The sequence below is a fragment of the Pseudodesulfovibrio sediminis genome (assembly GCF_020886695.1).
Taxonomy (GTDB): Bacteria; Desulfobacterota; Desulfovibrionia; order Desulfovibrionales; family Desulfovibrionaceae; genus Pseudodesulfovibrio; species Pseudodesulfovibrio sediminis.
Genome location: NZ_AP024485.1, coordinates 3302319 through 3317884 on the forward strand (window position 1 = coordinate 3302319; position 15566 = coordinate 3317884).

Consider the following 15566-nt stretch of genomic DNA (forward strand, 5'->3'; position numbering starts at 1 on the left):
TATGAAAATAGAACGTTGCGGCGAATTATTTCGCGTGCAGTGTCGCTCGAGTGTACACTGGAATGGTGCCTCTCTTGCAGATGTCCGGGGCATCATCCATAATGTATCTGAACTGGGGATCTTGCGAATACAGTTCGGAAACAACAGCTTCTTCATTTCCCTGCCGCACTTCGTGGGCAAAACCCAGTCCGGCTTCCATGGCCTTGCAGGAGAATTCCTGAATGCTCTGCTTTGCCTTGGAGCAGAAATCGTCAAACTGCTTCCCTGACTCGTCAAGATTGAGTGCCACAAGAGAGCTGCGAGTTTTCTGGGCCATGTCTATGGCGTAGTCGGCAATACTGTCTGAAAAGGCAGCGCCCTTGCAGACGATGAGTATCTTGCATTCCTGCCGTTCACAGTCGCATTGGGCTACTTCTGGGATCGGGGTATCGGTGACCATTTCAGTGGGATTCTTTGAAAATCGCTTGAAAAAACCTATCATCGGAAAACCTCCAGTGTTTTGCAAAAGATGGCTTTCTTGGCAGAAAGCCCAGGCTCCTACATGACATGTGTTGCTGTTGGCAGCTGCCATTTGCGTGTAGTGCCTATCCACCATTCGTTTCATCGACTTAAAGAAGGGCATGAACTTCTCCTATGGTTAAAGTGTGGAGATCGTCTTCTTGCTTCTCAGGCCTTGTATAATCAAAACACATGCCAAAAAGCTGGTTGGTCACAACCTCCTGTAAATGCAGGGTAAATGAAAAAAAACACAGTCTGGAAGAATGCTCTATGATGCTTTTTGCAACAGCATTATCCCGTGAAACAGTGTGTCGTCTCACATGTGGGGGTATTTCTGGATATTGTATGATGCAATATGCAACAGCCTTGAGTTGGAAAATCGGCTTTTTTGGGTGTTTTGTGGGCTTCATACTTATCTGTGCTTTTTTTCACTATTATTTCTCAATAAATTAAAGCTGTGTAATCAGGAAGTTAGAGATTTATTGATCGGCGTATCGGTGGGTGCTCGAAGAGGATCGGGGCTGAACTCTGTTCTTTTTTGAACAGCGTTGCTAACTGCAACCTTAACAAGCCCCGATCTGCATGATATATAGTAATAATAGGGAGGTATGACTTCCGGCCGCCGTATCATGCGCAGCCTCCCGCACACGGATTTATTGCAGGAGGCGACAAATATGGGATGGTTCGGCATTCGAGGCTCCTCTTCTCCCAAAGAGGTGAAAACGACAGACGAGGACGTTCCCGCAAAAAAAGAACATGCGCCGGTTTCCCTGCCGCATGACTCCCTGCGAGAAAAGATCGAATCTGCCGGTCTTTCCCCTGAGATCCTGGAAACAGCCCGAGCGGAATGTGACCGTTTGAAGAGCGTTGATCCGTCTTCGCCCGAATATGCGATCAGCCTGAATTTTCTGGAAGTTATTCTTTCCCTTCCCTGGAATACCACCACCAAGGATGATCTGGATATTGTCCGTGCCGAGGAAGTGCTCAATGCACGACATTACGGGCTGGGGCGGGTGAAGGACCGCATCCTTGAATTTCTCGCGGTCAAGAATCTCTGCGCCCAAAGTTTGCCCCGCATTCTGCTGGTGGATGATGAACTTATTGCCCGCGAAAACCTCTCCATCGTGTTCGAAGCCGATGGATTTGAGGTGGAGGCAGTCGCCAACGGCCTTGAAGCGGTGGCCGCCATGGAAAAGAAGCCTGCTCACATCGTCGTTTCCGATCTCAAGATGGATGGCATGGACGGCATGGAGTTGTTGCAGGTGCTGCGCAAGAAGTGGCCGGACACCAAAGTGATCATGATCACAGGGTATGCTACCGTTAAGACGGCTGTGGCAGCCATGCGACAGGGGGCCGATCAATATCTCGGCAAACCCGTCAATCTGACCAAATTGCGTGCATATGTTAATGAATTATACGAGAAAAGCATTCGATCCCGTCACCTTCACGGATTCGTTTTGTGCTTTAACGGCCCGCCCGGCATGGGCAAGACGTCCATTGGCAAGGCCATTGCCGAGGCCATGGGCAGGAAGTTCTTCCGCCTTTCCCTGGCAGGTCTCCGTGACGAAGCCGAGCTGCGCGGACACAGGCGCACCTATGTCGGCGCCATGCCCGGCCGCATCATTCAAGGCATACAAAAAGCCAGAGCCAAAAACCCTGTCATCATGCTGGACGAAGTGGACAAGGCTGTGCAGGATTTTCAGGGTGACGCCACATCGGTCCTGCTTGAAATGCTCGATTCGGAGCAGAACCACGCCTTTGTGGATCACTATCTCGGCCTACCGTTCGATCTCTCCAGCGTGTTGTTTATCTGCACCTCCAATGCCGTGGAGCGGCTTCCGGCTCCGCTGCGGGACCGTCTCGAAATCATCGATTTTCCGAGCTACACTCTGGATGAAAAGCTGCAGATCGCATCACGGTATATCTTTCCCGATCAACTGCAGTTGCACGGCCTGAACGAAAAGCTCGTGAATCTGCCCATTGAATCGGTTCGGGCCATCATTTTCGGGTATACTCGTGAGGCGGGGTTGCGTGGGGTGCGCAAGCAGTTGGCTTCCCTGTGTCGCAAGCTTGCCAAGCAGGTGCTTACGGAAGGGAATACCGCCGTTGAGATAGATAAAAATATGGTCCTCGAATTGTTGGGAGCACCGCCGTTTGCCATGGCGTCCGCGCAGTCCCAGCCCAAGGTCGGGTTGTCAACGAGTCTGGTCTGGACTCAGAATGGAGGTGAAATCATCTTTGTGGAAGTCGCACGGATGAAGGGCAACAAGCAGCTCATATTGACCGGGTCATTGGGCGAAGTCTTGCGTGAGTCTGCGCAGACGGCTCTGAGTTATTGCCGCAGTCATGCCGAAGAGTTCGGCATAGATCCTGATTTTTATGCGACATCGGACATCCACATCCACATTCCGGCAGGCGCTGTTTCCAAGGAAGGGCCCTCCGCCGGCGTGGCCATTACGCTGGCGCTCCTGTCTCTGCTGACCGGGCGCCCCATACGGCAGGACATGGCCTCCACAGGAGAGTTGTCCCTGCTTGGCGAGGTGTTGCCGGTGGGCGGTGTCAGGGAAAAACTCATGGCGGCACAGTCTGCCGGGATTGCCACGGTCATCTTGCCGCAGGGGTGTGCCTCAAGAGTGCAATCGATTGAGGATACCGTGCTTGAGGATCTGGATATCCGCTTTGTTTCGACCATGGATGAAGCGGCCAGGGAAGCCCTGTGCGCGTCACCTACTCCAGATGATACCGTTTGATTTTCCGCCACAGGGAGACCCGGTCTATACCGAGGATGCGGGCTGCCTGCGTCTTGTTTGAGGCCGAGGCCGCAAGCACTTTGCGGATATGCGCCTTTTCCAGATCTTCAAGAGTCGGAAGCGGGGCTTCGGGTTCGACGTTGCTGATGCCGGCCGGCAGCAGGTCGGGCGTGAAGGATGTTCCCTGGCCGAGGGCCAGGGCTCGCTGCACGATGTTCTCCAGCTCCCGCACGTTGCCCGGAAACGGGTAGTTCATGAGAATGTCCAGCGCATCCTGGGAAATGGAGTTGATCGTTTGCCCTGTCTGGTGGTGCTTTTCCAGAAAGTGACCGATAAGGATCGGGATGTCTTCACGGTGTTCCCGCAGTGGCGGAGCCTGGAGGGTGACCACGTTGAGGCGGTAGTAGAGATCCTGACGAAATTCACCTTTTTCAACCAGTTCGCGCAGGTCGCAATTGGTCGCGGCAACGACCCGGATGTCCACCGGGATTTCCTTGGTCCCGCCCACGCGCAGGAAGGTGCGCTCCTGAAGGACCCGGAGCAGCTTGACCTGCATGTTCAACGGCAGTTCGCCGATTTCATCGAAAAAGACCGTCCCGCCATCAGCGACTTCGAGAATGCCTTTCTGTCCTCTGTTGGCGCCGGTGAATGCTTCCTTTTCATGGCCGAACAGTTCCTTGTCCATCAGTTCTGCCGTGAACGTACCGCAGTTGATGGCCATGAAACGCTCTTCGGATCGCTGGCTGAGCTGATGGATGCCCTGTGCCACAAGCTCCTTGCCTGTGCCGGTCTCGCCCTGAATGAGGACGTTGCATTTCATCTGGGCCAGTTGCCTGACGGTTTTCTTCAGTTGAACAAAGACATCGCTCTCGCCGACGAGCGGAAAATCGCTTTTACCCTGTGCCACGATTTTGCGCAGACGCTGGACTTCCACTGAAAGGGCGTGCTGTTCCAACGCCCGTTCCACCTGGAGCCGCAGCTCATCCAGCTTGACCGGCTTGGCAATGTAGGAGTGTGCGCCTTTCTGCATCGCCTTGACGGCGTTGGAGACAGTGGCGTGTCCGGTGACCACGATGACGATGACCATCGGGTGCTGGGCCCGGATGCGTTCCATCATCTGGATGCCGTCAATTCCCGGAAGCATCAGGTCCGTGATGACCAGATCATACTCGTTCTTGGCCAACTCGCGGAGCCCTTCTTCGGCAGAGGCAAGGGCAGTGACATTGTAGCCGGAGGAGGTCAGCACATGCGTCAGGTTTTCCCGGGCAATTCGCTCGTCTTCGACTACCATGATGGATGCGACGGTCATGCCAGCTCCTCCTGGTTGAGCGGAAGGCGGATGAAAAACGTGGTTTTCTGGCCGGGGACGCTTTCGACGCGGATCGACCCTCGGTGTTCCTTGATGATGCCATAGACGATGTAAAGGCCGAGACCGGTTCCCTGCCCAACGTCCTTTGTGGAGAAGAAGGGATCGAAAATGCGCTGGAGCGTGTCCGGGGGCATGCCTTCGCCGGTGTCTGAAATGGTGATGACCTGATGGTCTGCGTCCTGCATCGTCGCGATTTCAATACGCCCTTCGTTGTCGCCGATGGCCTGTATGGAGTTGATCATGAGGTTGATCAAGGCTTCCTGAAAACGTTGCCTGTCAAGGAACAGGCTGATCTCGTCGGCTACCTGCACGTCTACTGAAATGCGGGGGCCGAGCTGGCTGGAGACCAGTTGTATGGCACCATCAAGAACCGTTTTGAGGTTCCACTGTTGCGGTACGAAATCCTTATGTCTGGAGAATTCGAGCAGCCCCTTGACGATGTCGCGGGCGCGGATGGTTTCCTGCTCGATGTTGTGCATCATTTTATCTGCGAATGCACTGTTCCCGGCGGTTTCTTCGGAAAGGATCTGGGCTGACGTCGATATGTTGTTGAGGGGATTGTTCAACTGATGGGCAATGCCTGACGCCAGTGTGCCGATGGAGGAAAGTTTTTGTGCCTGTACGAGCTGCGTCTGTCGTTTATTGAGCTGTTCGACCATGGAGTTGAGGGCAACGAATACCTGTTGGATTTCATCCCCGGCATTCTTGACTTCAAGGGGGATGAACGTTCCCTGGGCTATCTGGCGCGTGGCTTCCTGCACCTGCCGTAACGGGCCGAGGATGCTCCGGGAGACAAAGAACACCAGCGCGAGCACCACGACCGCGACAACGGCCATGGAGATAATCAGCGTCATCCGCAGTTCTTGGTTGATGAGCAGGATGTTCTCCCGTTCGAACTCGGCAATGGCCCGTGAATCTTCCACAAGGGATTGGCCTGTCTCGCGGAGCGCGTGGGCAGCCGGGCTGTTCTCTCTGATATTGCTGGATGTGGAGCTGAATTGTTTCAGGAGGCCGGCGTATTTCTCGATACCTTGTGTCAGTTCGGTGCCGTAGTGTTTGCTGTGCGGTCTGGTGACTTCTTCTGACAGGATGTTGAGGATATCCATGGCGTGTTTCAGGTTTTCCTCGCCGATGGAGAATAATGCCGTGTCCTGATAGAGAAAGAAGTTCTTTTCTTCGCGTCGAATCTCAAGAATGAGGTTGCGCAGGTCGTCTGCGCGCTCCACCAGCAGCACTTCCTGCTGCAATTGATTGATATTGGAAAGCGACAGCAGGGCGATGCTGCCGAAAGCAAACGTAAAAATTGCAATTCCAATGACAATGGTCTGTCTGAGATTCGGTCTGACCATGAATACTATACTCTCCACATAATTAGCAGAAGTTAGAACTCTATGCCCGGCTATGATAAAACGCAAGTTTTACTCCCATAATTGAAGGGATGGCATGATTTTCAATCTCAGAAATGTATTTGTTGTTTATGTTATTTCTTTTTGAAAAAAGTTGTTTCTATATTGTATTATTCGTATTGGTGCTGTATATGTTCTAGAACTGTATCTCGCGGGTACTTATCGAAAATTGTGGACAAGGAGGAGACATGCAGAAAAACGAAAAATCGTCCTTTTGGTTGGTAGGAATGTTGCTACCCTTGTTAGTGTTTGTGTTCTTAGTGTCTGGCTGTGCTAAAAACTCAGTACCTATAGAATCATCTGAGCCGATTGTAGCGGCAGCTGAACCCACAATGACTGAGAACGCATCTTCTTCATGGCATAGTGTATCTGAGGATAAGATAGGTTTCCCCTGTAATCCGCCAGAACCATCAACGGAAGCCGATCTTACCCCGTATCTGCGACCATCAGATTATGCGGGGTCGTTGAGAGGGGTCGCGGGATTTTTCAGTCGGGCCATGGATGCGGCAGGGTATATCGATAGGAGATTTTTGCCTCTCGAGTGTGATTCGAGTGGGTTTGCCATTGTTGCTCGTTTAGAACGATTTAAAGCTGATGGGACGCCTTTTGAGGGTGATGTGAGATGGGCGCAAGAATGGGACCCATTTAATGGGGGAGAATATACGCTTGAGAATTTTTTGCGAGGATTGTTTACCGAAGCACCTGGATATTACAGAGTACTTGCTTTTGTCGTTTCCACCGAAGATATTTTCACTGAACAAGATATTGAGCCTGCTGAAACTCAATGTAGTCAGTGGTTTAAAGATGGAACTGTCTTTCTTCCAAGGGAAATTGCAGATCAATCTATGACGCCAAAACATAGAGCTCAGGTTCTTGTCTATCAGTTTACCAAAACGAGCAATAAAGTTTTTTTTGAAACAAATAGTCTTCCTGCCAAAACCCATCTTGAGCGTAGTGGCTTGGCTCAAGCTTTTAAGGAGAAATAGTATGGATACAATGCCAATGAGGAAATGCCAGCGTAGATTGGCCTTGTTATGGCTTGGGCTTGGTGGGGCAAGCATTCTTATTGTTATTATCCAACTTGCGGGCAATCATTTCGGTGAGGATAGCAATGGTTATGCACAAAAGGCCTTTCAATGGTTGTTGCCCGCAATTGTTCCTACGCTCAGCCTTATCTTGGGGTCGCTTGCAACGCCGATGGATAAAGAAAGGCAGGCTGATAGTTTCTTTTTTTGGGTTACAATGGCCATTTCTGGGGGGTATTTGCTGATCATTCTTGGATTCCTTGTGACCCGGTTCAGTGTGGCCTCAATGGTACAGATGGTAGATAGTTCGGTTTTGTGGATAGGACCTTTGCAGGGGCTGGTAGGAGGAACTATGGGCTTTTTCTTCTTTAGGGAGGCAAAGAACGAATAAATATCTAGGTTTTGTTGCTTAGAAAATGGATCAAATGCGTTATTCCTTTCAGCGTAGCAAAATCTACCAGTAATTGATGTCCTTGACGAGATGCTTCACCAGTCGTTCTGGATTCAGGACGACGAGCAACCCTTTCTCCGGGCATCCCTGCTCCGGCTTTACCATGCATTCGGTGTAGTCGTAGCCTTCGAGGTTGGAGCGGCAGGAGTCTATGCAGTCTTGCGATACGGCTGGAATCTCGGCCAGCGAATCGACGATCAGCCCAAGCAGGCCGATTTCGCTGAACTCGCTGTCACACTGGACAAAGACGATGTTCAGTGAGGATTCATCTCTGGGGTATTCTGCGCCCATCAGGGTGTGGATGGCGATGACAGGGACGACCTTGTCGTCATACAGGACCTTTCCTCGCAGGGTCGGTGCGGCACCCGGGATCGGGGTGATGTTGTTGAAACGCGTGGCCTCGACAACGATATCAGCCTTGAAGCCCAGCCATGAGTTGCCGATGTGGAATGAGGCAATCTCGGTGCAATCCTCACCGTTGGGACGGGTATTCTTGACATCGATAGCCATCTCCCGTCGCTGGGCTTCGACGTGTTTCAGAGAGGATATCTCGGCCAGGGGTGAGAATATCAACGCGATGACATCATTGGAATAGTTGTCATTCCGTTTGTATTCCCGATATCCCGAACTCGCACTCGCGCCAACGGCATAGTACTGGTCCCTGAACTCGATGATTCTGGAGGTCTTTGAACCATTTTTCAGCGTGAAGAGGTCGTGGTCGATGTCAATGGATGCTCCGGGGGCGAACTCGGCGTCGGTTGAGCTGATGATACGCCCTTTGCGGTCAGTGAAAAGGCCGAATCCTTGTTGACCGGTTCCCTCATCCTTTTTCACGATTTCTTCCAGCATCGCCTTGAACTGCGGCTCGCTGTCAAAGATGATGCCAATGCCGCCATGCACCACTGACGGATTTTTGCTGTCAGTGATCGAGGCTCCGTAAATATAGGTGTGTTTGTCCTCATAGAGGTTCGAGGTCTCAAAGGGCGACACGCTGTACTGCTGGCTGTCCTGTATCTCCAGTGTCTCGGTGATCCAGTCCTTGGACACGGGGCGACCGATGAAATAGTTCTTTTCAGGGTCTGAAATGGCGAGAATGGTGCCCTTGCTGTCATAGATGAACAGGGCTGTATACACCGTATACAGGTCGTTGATGTAGATGAGTATGTCCGTAATGGCCTGTACATCCTGATCCGATATCGCGGATTTGGCCAGAATGCGTCTGAAGGCCGAGGTCAAAGCCCACCACCGGCAGTCGTTGGCTCGCTCATACAGGTTGCGATCCATGATATCCACGGCAAGGGCGGCCTGAAATTCCACGTCGTCAAGAATGGCGGACACCACTGTCTCGTGCAGATTGTCGATGGCTTTTTCGAACACCAGTTTGGTCCGGGCACCGGCATCGGATATATTCCAGAGCAGCACCTTGGACTGGGAATCGCTTTCCTTGACATTGCCGTTCCAGACAGTGCGCTCAAGTTCGGACTGAACAAGGTCCGCCTGGATGGGGATGTTGCGCAGTTCTTCGGAAAACAGTCGGGGATCATTCATCACGGCTGCAAGCACCTTCTCGTCCGCGCGATCGGTCAGCGTGTTGCCGTGTGCATTGAAGGCGTGCTCCAGGGGGAGCATGGCGTGTCCGTACCAGCCCAGCCCGAAGAAGCTCTCATAGCCATTGGTCGCACAGGTCTTGGCCAGATATTCCCGCCCGGCAAATCGAACCACGCGCGAGTCCTGTTGCAGCGCCAGTTCCATGGTTGAGCCGATGCGGACGTGATCCTGGTCCGAACTGGCGATGACGCGCCCGTCTTTGTCCAGCAGGGTGAGGACAACCCAGTCCGTGGGCGCGATCAGGTTTTTAAAAATGCCGTCCATTTCATTCTGAAACCGGAAGCACAGGGCCAGGACTCCCAGCGGCGTCGAATCCGAGGCATCCGTCTCCGTGACTCTGTATGCATAAATCAGCGAGTCGCCGTGGTCGGAGAGAATCTCTGTTTTTCCAAAGTATTCGACGTATTCATCGGATGTTGTCAGGGCCTCGGATATGAAGGCGTCGTCTGAATGTGTGGTGGTGTACTGCGGGTCGAGCCGGGCCGCGATATTGCCCTGGGTATCAAAAAGCACGATGTCAAAGTAGACGGAATACTTCTCAACATATTCACGGAATCGCTCGACAATGGCCTCGTGCATGTCGAGTTGTGACCGCTTGCCGCTACGGGGCAGGTCGACATTGCCGAGAAAGTCGCGGATATCGCTGTCCGTGGCCAGAAATCCTATGTCAGCCGTTCGTTCAAAGAGATTGCGGATGACGATATCCACCACGACCTGCGCCTTGGCGTCGATATCCTTGGACACCTTCTTCAGCGTTTCCAGTCCCAGTTGGCCCAGCAGTTCCGAGGCCAGCTTCTGAAACCCTTCGCGCGTTCCTGTCATATCCGTTCCTGTTCCGCTCATTTGTCCGAGTATGGTGAGCAGATCCCATTGACTGCCAAGAGTGGAAAGCTCTTCACGACAGCCTTCAACGCTTTCCATGTAGGGCACAACGTTCAGGAGCTCTTGGGGGATGGAAAAGTCGTGATATGATGATGCGGACATAAGCGTGTCTCCAGGATAGTCTGGTTAGAGCAAACGGCAGGGATTTGGAATCAGAAGCAGGGGGGATATGGGTACGATTGTCATATTGTGGCAGGCAGACGTGTTTGCGTATTTTGTCGTTTTTTGTAAAATATGATATGTTGTTTTGATCTGTTAATTTCAACAAATTCTTTTCTTGTCAAATTAATGCCATCCTTTTTTGGTGTGATTCCATTATATTTTTCTAAATTGTATTTTTTTTACCTTTGTATAGCGACGATTCGAGACGGCGGATGACGGTGTTCCGCTTCTTTTTGTTGTACGCAGAGGACTCCGGCCAGACGCTTGTTTCTGAGCATGGATAATGCATTTTATTAGTAATATAAGTTTGTTATAGGATGTTTTCGATGTCGGCGTGATGTGGGAATGGAATCAGTGCGGACAAGGACAGGCAGATCTGGAAAGGGCGCTCTCTCTTGAGACAGGCCATGGAGAAGCGCTGAGGATGGTGTCTGGAGGGTTGCTGTGTTGCAGAAGGAAAAGGAGCGCCTCCGAAGGGCATTCCCCTCGGAGGCATTGGTGGCAACGAAGTGGATCAGACGAATCTGCGGCGCAATATGCCGCACATATAGTCGATCAGGGTGACGGAAAGGATGACCATGATCATCATGGTGCAGACTTCGCGATAGAGATAACCGTTGATCTTGTCGAACATGAGGAACCCGATGCCGCCTGCGCCCACGAATCCGAGGATGGTGGCTGAACGGACATTGGATTCGAAGCGGAGCAGTGTGTAGCTGACGATGAGGGGCATGACCTGCGGGATGACCGAGAAGGCCATGATCTGGGCCGGTCCTGCGCCCGAGGCGGTCACGGCTTCGACCTGTCCCGGTTCGATCTGCTCGATGGCCTCGGAAAAGACCTTGCCGAGGACGCCAAAGGTGTGGATGGCCAGGGCGAGCACGCCCGCATAGGGACCAAGCCCGATGACAGCCACGAAGATGAGGGCCATGACGAACTCATTGAATCCCCGGCAGAAGTCCAGGGAGCGCCGGGCCGCGAACTGGCCGAACCAGCGGAAGATCCTTTGGCGGATGCCGTCTCCCTGTATCATGAGCTCCAGCGTATTCTTGGCCGCAAACATGGCCATGGGGATGGCTGCGATAAAGGCGATCAATGTCCCCCAGATGGCGATGGCCACGGTCTCGATGAGCGCGGAAAGATACTCCTTCATGTGCGACCACGCCGTCTCGGGAGGGAAATAGCCCCCTTCCTTTTCATCGGCGATGCGGTCGTATTCCTCTTTGACGAGCGCCGAGCGTTCTGCCGTGGACATGGTGGCCATGTGCGCGGTGGCCCGTTTTTGGGCCTCGCGTTGGATGGCGACGGTGTCAACGGTCTTGCCCGAAGCGATGTATTCGGCCTTGATGTCCTGATACGCTTCTTCAAAGGCGATGATCTCGGGCAAGCGGTTGGCCTGATCCATGGCTGCCTGCTTGTCCGTGTCGTTCAGCTCTCGTCCGAAGAGGTATTCAAAGGCGTTCTGGCGTTTGTCGTATAGCTTGAACGGGTCGATGTCCGTGGAAATGTAGGACGCCACCAGGACCGCCAGGATAAGGGTCAGAAGGCCCCCCAGGGCGAGCTTCTCAAGGAAGCTCTTCCTGGGGGTGACCTGTTCGAGTGTCAGTTGATGACTCATGATTACTTCTTGGCCAGCTGCTTTTTCAGGCGCTTCAGGTAGCGGATGATGTCGTAGTTCTTGTCGCTGGTGTGGGCGTATCCGCCGTTCTGCAGGATCTTGAGGGCCTCGGGATCGTCGTTGATCTGGAGCAGGGCACCGGCGACTGCGGCCTTCAGGCTTGCGGGCAGGTCCTTGCGGGCGGCAATGGGGGCGCCGGGGATGAGGTCGGACTTCTTCAGGATCATGAAGTCTTCCAGAGAGGCGGAACCCTTTTCGATCATGCGGTCAAGGTCGATGTTGTTGGTGGCGGCAACCTGGATGGAGCCGTTTTTGACGGCCAGGATGGAAGCGCCGTGCGAGCCGGAGAAACGGACTTCCTTGAAGTACTGCTTGGGATCGATCTTCATGTCACGGGCGAAGATGACGTTCGGGACGAGGAATCCGGACGTGGAGTTGGGGTCGGTGAAGGCAAAGGTTTTGCCCTTGGCCTGGTCCATGGAGGCGATGCCGGAATCCTTGCGAGCGATGATGATACCGGTATAGCCGGGCTGACCCTGCTTGTTGAGTTCCAGGAGCAATGCCTCGGCATTGGCTTTCTCAGCGGCTTCGACATAGCTCTTGGGGCCGAAGTAGGCGATGTCGATATGCTTGTTGGCCATGGCGGTGATGATGCCGTTGTAGTCGGAGGCGGTGAATATTTCGACCTTGACGCCGAGTAAGTCCTCCAGCTTCTTGGCCAGGGGGCGGGCGCGCTTGGCAGAGTCGGCGGCTCCCTCTGTGGGGATGAATCCGAGTTTGAGGGTTTTGGGCCAGTCCTTGGTCCCGGCATGAGCGAGGCCGGGGAGGGCGAATGCCACCATCAGAGTGGCCACTATGAGCAATTTGGTCAGTTTGCCGAACATTGGAAATCTCCTGTAATAATTTAAAACAGTTGCGTTTGTTGCCTCAAGACACGATGTTTTCTTTCCTATGGATCTAAGCGGCAGAAAGCTCTTCCAGAGCCTCTTCCGCCTTGTCGCCGTAAATGCGTGACACTGCCTCGGGGTTGAGATCGCGGGCCGTGCCGTCGAAAATGAGTTCTCCCTTGGACATGCCCAGAATGCGCTTTCCGTATCGCTGGGCAAAGTCGATGTGGTGCAGGTTCACCAGTACGGGGATGCCCTTTTCCTCATGGATCTTGGAAAGGATCTGCATGACCGTTTCCGAGCTGCGTGGATCAAGGCTGGCAATGGGTTCGTCCGCCAGAAAGACCTCCGGCTCCTGAGCCAGTGCGCGGGCAATGGCCACCCGCTGCTGTTGTCCGCCGGACAGTGCGTCGGCTCTGCGGTAGGCAAGGTCGGCAATGCCCACCTGTTGCAGACAGTCAAAGGCGAACTCCTTTTCCTGTCTGGAAAAAAGACGCAGCATGCTCAGTCCCCGTTTCATGGGGCTGGCGTTAAAGCGCAATCGACCGACCAGCACATTATCCATGACCGTGAGTCGGCGCACGAGATTGAACTGCTGAAAGATCATGCCCACGCGCCTGCGGACCTGCCTGAGGTGGCTGCCGTTCACGCAGGTCACGTCTTCGCCGAACAGGGCGATCTGGCCGCTGGTGGGCCGGACGAGGCGGTTCATGCACCGGAGCAGGGTGGATTTACCCGCGCCGGACAGGCCGATGATTACGCAGAAGTCGTTCGGATTGATGCCCACGGAAACGTCCCTGAGGGCCACGGTTCCGTTGGGATACACCTTGGACAGGGCGGTCGCCCTGATGGCTTCTCTGGTTTTGTTGCCGCCTATATCAATGGATTTCATTGCAGCCTCCCGGACTGATTCGAGTCATGTTATGGGAGATTGCCTTGTCCATTCGGACAGGTTCTCCCCACTCTGCATGTCTACACACTGCCTGCGACAGGGGTATTGTGGTTTTGTAACAATTGTATGGAGTGTCCGCGGATGCCTGTAACAATCAGGCGGCGTTTTTAGTCGGGATTTCACTGGTGCTCATGCTCCCGACACTCCAGGTCTGTAACACTGCCGGAATTCCTTCGATTTCACGGACACGGACCATGTCCGCCCGTTGGCCGACGCGGATTTCTCCTCGGTCCGAAAGACCGATGGCCCGGGCAGGGTTCAGGCTGATCTTGGCAACGCATTCGGGCAGGGGGATGTCAAGCTCGCGGTGCAGGGCAAAGGCTGCGGAGGCGAGACTGCCCGGCACATAGTCCGATGACAGGATGTCCAGAAGTCCGGCTTCGGCCAGATCGCGTGCGGCCACGTTGCCGGAATGCGATCCGTCACGAACCACGTTGGGAGCACCCATGACGATCCTGATTCCGGCTTCGCGCGCCAGCTCGGCGGCTTCCCGTGTGGTGGGAAACTCCGAGATGGCGATGCGCTCCTGTATCGCCTGGGTGATGTGCTCCGGAGTGGTGTCGTCATGGCTGGCAATGGGCATGTTGCGCTGGCGGCATAAATCCACGATGGCCTTGCGGTTGTCCATGGCGCAGGCTGCCTGCGTGGCGACGAGCCTCCGGGCGATGTCGTTGAATTCCTCGTCGCTCCAGTTCTTCTGGTAGTAGCGGCGGTAAAGGTCGGTGTCCGTGAACTGGCGCTGTCCCGGCGTGTGGTCCATGAGGGAGACAAGCATCAGCACATCATCATCGATATGGGGAGTGAACATCTCCAGCACTTTCGGGTCGGAGTATTCACACCGCAGGTGGAGCTTGTGGTCTGCCTTGAGCACGCCGGTCCTGCGTGTTTTGCGCAGGGCATGAATGGACATGTCCAGAATCTTCGAGCGGCTGGGGCCGTCGTGGTACTCTCCCAGAGACACGGCGTCGAGCACGGTGGTGATCCCGGCGCTGACCATCTGTGCATCATGGGCCATGACAGAGGTGAGCGGGTCGGGCCAGAAGACGCCGGGGCGGGGTTCCAGTTCCTGTTCCAGGTTGTCGGTGTGCAGCTCCACAAAACCGGGCATGAGATAGTCGCCGTCGAAGTCGATGGCGTTGGTCACGTTGCACGATCCCTGACTGATGGCGGAGATGAAGCTGTTCGTGATTTTGACCGATCCGGTGATGACGGCGTCTCTGAGCAGTATCCTGGCGTTCTTGATGATGATATTCATGATTATGCTGCCTCCTTGAAGCTGCGCATTTCAAATACTGTGTCGGCCACTTCGTCGCGTACTTCCTCGTCGTGAAAGATGCCGACAACAGCCGTGCCCCGAGCCTTGGCTTCCTTGATGAGCTGGACCACCACCCGCCGGTTGTCCGCATCCAGCGATGCCGTGGGTTCATCAAGGAGCAGGATGGGATAATCCACGCTGAAGCCACGGGCGATATTGACCCGTTGCTGTTCGCCGCCGGAAAAGGTGGCTGGCGGGAGAGTCCACAGGGTCGGGGGTATGTTCAGCCGCTTGAGCAGGAAGGCGGCCTTGTCTCTGGCGGTCACCGGGTCGCCGGTCAGGTGGAAGAGCGGCTCTGCCACCACGTCCAGCGCATTGACACGGGGGACAACCCGCAGGAACTGGCTGACGTACCCCATGGTGTGCTTGCGGATGTCGAGGACCGTTCGCGGGGTGGCGGTGACGATGTCGATCATCTGCCCGTTGTGCAGGATATTGATGGAGCCGGACTGCGGCTTGTAGTTGCCGTACAACGAGCAGATCAGCGAGGATTTGCCCGCGCCGGAGGATCCGGCCAGTGCCACGCATTCACCCGACCGGACTTCGAGGTCCAGATTGGCGAACACGTCGATGACCGTGCCGCCCTGCGTGTGCAGGGTGAAGGTCTTGTTCAGGTTCTTGACGGATATGTTGACTGACATTG

The 15566-nt window shown here is 54.2% G+C and carries 12 protein-coding genes; 3 read left to right on the forward strand and 9 right to left on the reverse strand.

Features of this window, described 5'->3' with window-relative positions; translation table 11 throughout:
• Window positions 1-25: 25 nt before the first annotated feature.
• Window positions 26-481, reverse strand: a complete 456-nt coding sequence (locus SRBAKS_RS15565) for a universal stress protein (protein WP_229591812.1) — start codon at window positions 479-481, stop codon at window positions 26-28.
• Window positions 482-1172: 691 nt separating this feature from the next.
• Between SRBAKS_RS15565 and SRBAKS_RS15570 the strand changes: the two genes are divergently transcribed.
• Window positions 1173-3248 (forward strand): S16 family serine protease, encoded by a 2076-nt coding sequence (locus SRBAKS_RS15570; protein WP_229591813.1) that lies wholly within the window; start codon window positions 1173-1175, stop codon window positions 3246-3248.
• Here the strand turns inward: SRBAKS_RS15570 and SRBAKS_RS15575 are convergent.
• Both SRBAKS_RS15575 and SRBAKS_RS15580 read right to left on the reverse strand, forming a co-directional pair.
• Window positions 3226-4557, reverse strand: coding sequence for a sigma-54-dependent transcriptional regulator (locus SRBAKS_RS15575; protein WP_229591814.1), 1332 nt, complete (start codon window positions 4555-4557; stop codon window positions 3226-3228). The genes SRBAKS_RS15570 and SRBAKS_RS15575 overlap by 23 nt on opposite strands.
• On the reverse strand, window positions 4554-5966 hold the full coding sequence (locus tag SRBAKS_RS15580) for a sensor histidine kinase (protein ID WP_229591815.1): 1413 nt from the start codon (window positions 5964-5966) through the stop codon (window positions 4554-4556). Before SRBAKS_RS15580 ends, SRBAKS_RS15575 begins: the two co-directional genes overlap by 4 nt.
• A 245-nt stretch (window positions 5967-6211) precedes the next feature.
• Between SRBAKS_RS15580 and SRBAKS_RS15585 the strand changes: the two genes are divergently transcribed.
• Window positions 6212-7009: a hypothetical protein gene (locus SRBAKS_RS15585; protein WP_229591816.1), complete on the forward strand. Its 798-nt coding sequence runs from the start codon at window positions 6212-6214 to the stop codon at window positions 7007-7009.
• A gap of 1 nt (window position 7010) precedes the next feature.
• The gene (locus SRBAKS_RS15590; protein WP_229591817.1) at window positions 7011-7439 is read left to right on the forward strand and encodes a TMEM43 family protein; all 429 of its coding nucleotides are present in this window, start codon (window positions 7011-7013) and stop codon (window positions 7437-7439) included.
• A 63-nt stretch (window positions 7440-7502) separates the two neighbouring features.
• Here SRBAKS_RS15590 and SRBAKS_RS15595 read toward each other — a convergent pair whose 3' ends face one another.
• The 6 genes from SRBAKS_RS15595 to phnL all read right to left on the reverse strand — a co-directional run bounded on the left by SRBAKS_RS15595 (window position 7503) and on the right by phnL (window position 15564).
• On the reverse strand, window positions 7503-10091 hold the full coding sequence (locus SRBAKS_RS15595) for a chemotaxis protein CheW (protein ID WP_229591818.1): 2589 nt from the start codon (window positions 10089-10091) through the stop codon (window positions 7503-7505).
• A 574-nt stretch (window positions 10092-10665) separates the two neighbouring features.
• The gene (gene phnE / locus SRBAKS_RS15600; protein WP_229591819.1) at window positions 10666-11769 is read right to left on the reverse strand and encodes a phosphonate ABC transporter, permease protein PhnE; all 1104 of its coding nucleotides are present in this window, start codon (window positions 11767-11769) and stop codon (window positions 10666-10668) included.
• 2 nt (window positions 11770-11771) lie between these two features.
• Window positions 11772-12653 (reverse strand): phosphonate ABC transporter substrate-binding protein, encoded by an 882-nt coding sequence (gene phnD / locus SRBAKS_RS15605; RefSeq protein WP_229591820.1) that lies wholly within the window; start codon window positions 12651-12653, stop codon window positions 11772-11774.
• Between the two features lie 73 nt (window positions 12654-12726).
• Entirely contained in the window at window positions 12727-13548 is an 822-nt protein-coding gene (gene phnC / locus SRBAKS_RS15610) for a phosphonate ABC transporter ATP-binding protein (RefSeq protein ID WP_229591821.1), read from the reverse strand.
• A 154-nt stretch (window positions 13549-13702) separates the two neighbouring features.
• Complete coding sequence (locus SRBAKS_RS15615) at window positions 13703-14863, reverse strand: alpha-D-ribose 1-methylphosphonate 5-triphosphate diphosphatase (RefSeq protein ID WP_229591822.1); 1161 nt, start codon at window positions 14861-14863, stop codon at window positions 13703-13705.
• Between the two features lie 2 nt (window positions 14864-14865).
• Window positions 14866-15564: a phosphonate C-P lyase system protein PhnL gene (gene phnL, locus SRBAKS_RS15620; RefSeq protein ID WP_229591823.1), complete on the reverse strand. Its 699-nt coding sequence runs from the start codon at window positions 15562-15564 to the stop codon at window positions 14866-14868.
• Window positions 15565-15566: the final 2 nt, after the last annotated feature.

What these genes read in the sequence shown, in the direction of transcription:
- SRBAKS_RS15565 (WP_229591812.1), bottom strand. Translation starts at nt 481, where the DNA reads ATGATAGGTTTTTTCAAGCGATTTTCAAAGAATCCCACTGAAATGGTC.
- SRBAKS_RS15570 (WP_229591813.1), top strand. Translation starts at nt 1,173, where the DNA reads ATGGGATGGTTCGGCATTCGAGGCTCCTCTTCTCCCAAAGAGGTGAAA.
- SRBAKS_RS15575 (WP_229591814.1), bottom strand. Translation starts at nt 4,557, where the DNA reads ATGACCGTCGCATCCATCATGGTAGTCGAAGACGAGCGAATTGCCCGG.
- SRBAKS_RS15580 (WP_229591815.1), bottom strand. Translation starts at nt 5,966, where the DNA reads ATGGTCAGACCGAATCTCAGACAGACCATTGTCATTGGAATTGCAATT.
- SRBAKS_RS15585 (WP_229591816.1), top strand. Translation starts at nt 6,212, where the DNA reads ATGCAGAAAAACGAAAAATCGTCCTTTTGGTTGGTAGGAATGTTGCTA.
- SRBAKS_RS15590 (WP_229591817.1), top strand. Translation starts at nt 7,011, where the DNA reads ATGGATACAATGCCAATGAGGAAATGCCAGCGTAGATTGGCCTTGTTA.
- SRBAKS_RS15595 (WP_229591818.1), bottom strand. Translation starts at nt 10,091, where the DNA reads ATGTCCGCATCATCATATCACGACTTTTCCATCCCCCAAGAGCTCCTG.
- phnE (WP_229591819.1), bottom strand. Translation starts at nt 11,769, where the DNA reads ATGAGTCATCAACTGACACTCGAACAGGTCACCCCCAGGAAGAGCTTC.
- phnD (WP_229591820.1), bottom strand. Translation starts at nt 12,653, where the DNA reads ATGTTCGGCAAACTGACCAAATTGCTCATAGTGGCCACTCTGATGGTG.
- phnC (WP_229591821.1), bottom strand. Translation starts at nt 13,548, where the DNA reads ATGAAATCCATTGATATAGGCGGCAACAAAACCAGAGAAGCCATCAGG.
- SRBAKS_RS15615 (WP_229591822.1), bottom strand. Translation starts at nt 14,863, where the DNA reads ATGAATATCATCATCAAGAACGCCAGGATACTGCTCAGAGACGCCGTC.
- phnL (WP_229591823.1), bottom strand. Translation starts at nt 15,564, where the DNA reads ATGTCAGTCAACATATCCGTCAAGAACCTGAACAAGACCTTCACCCTG.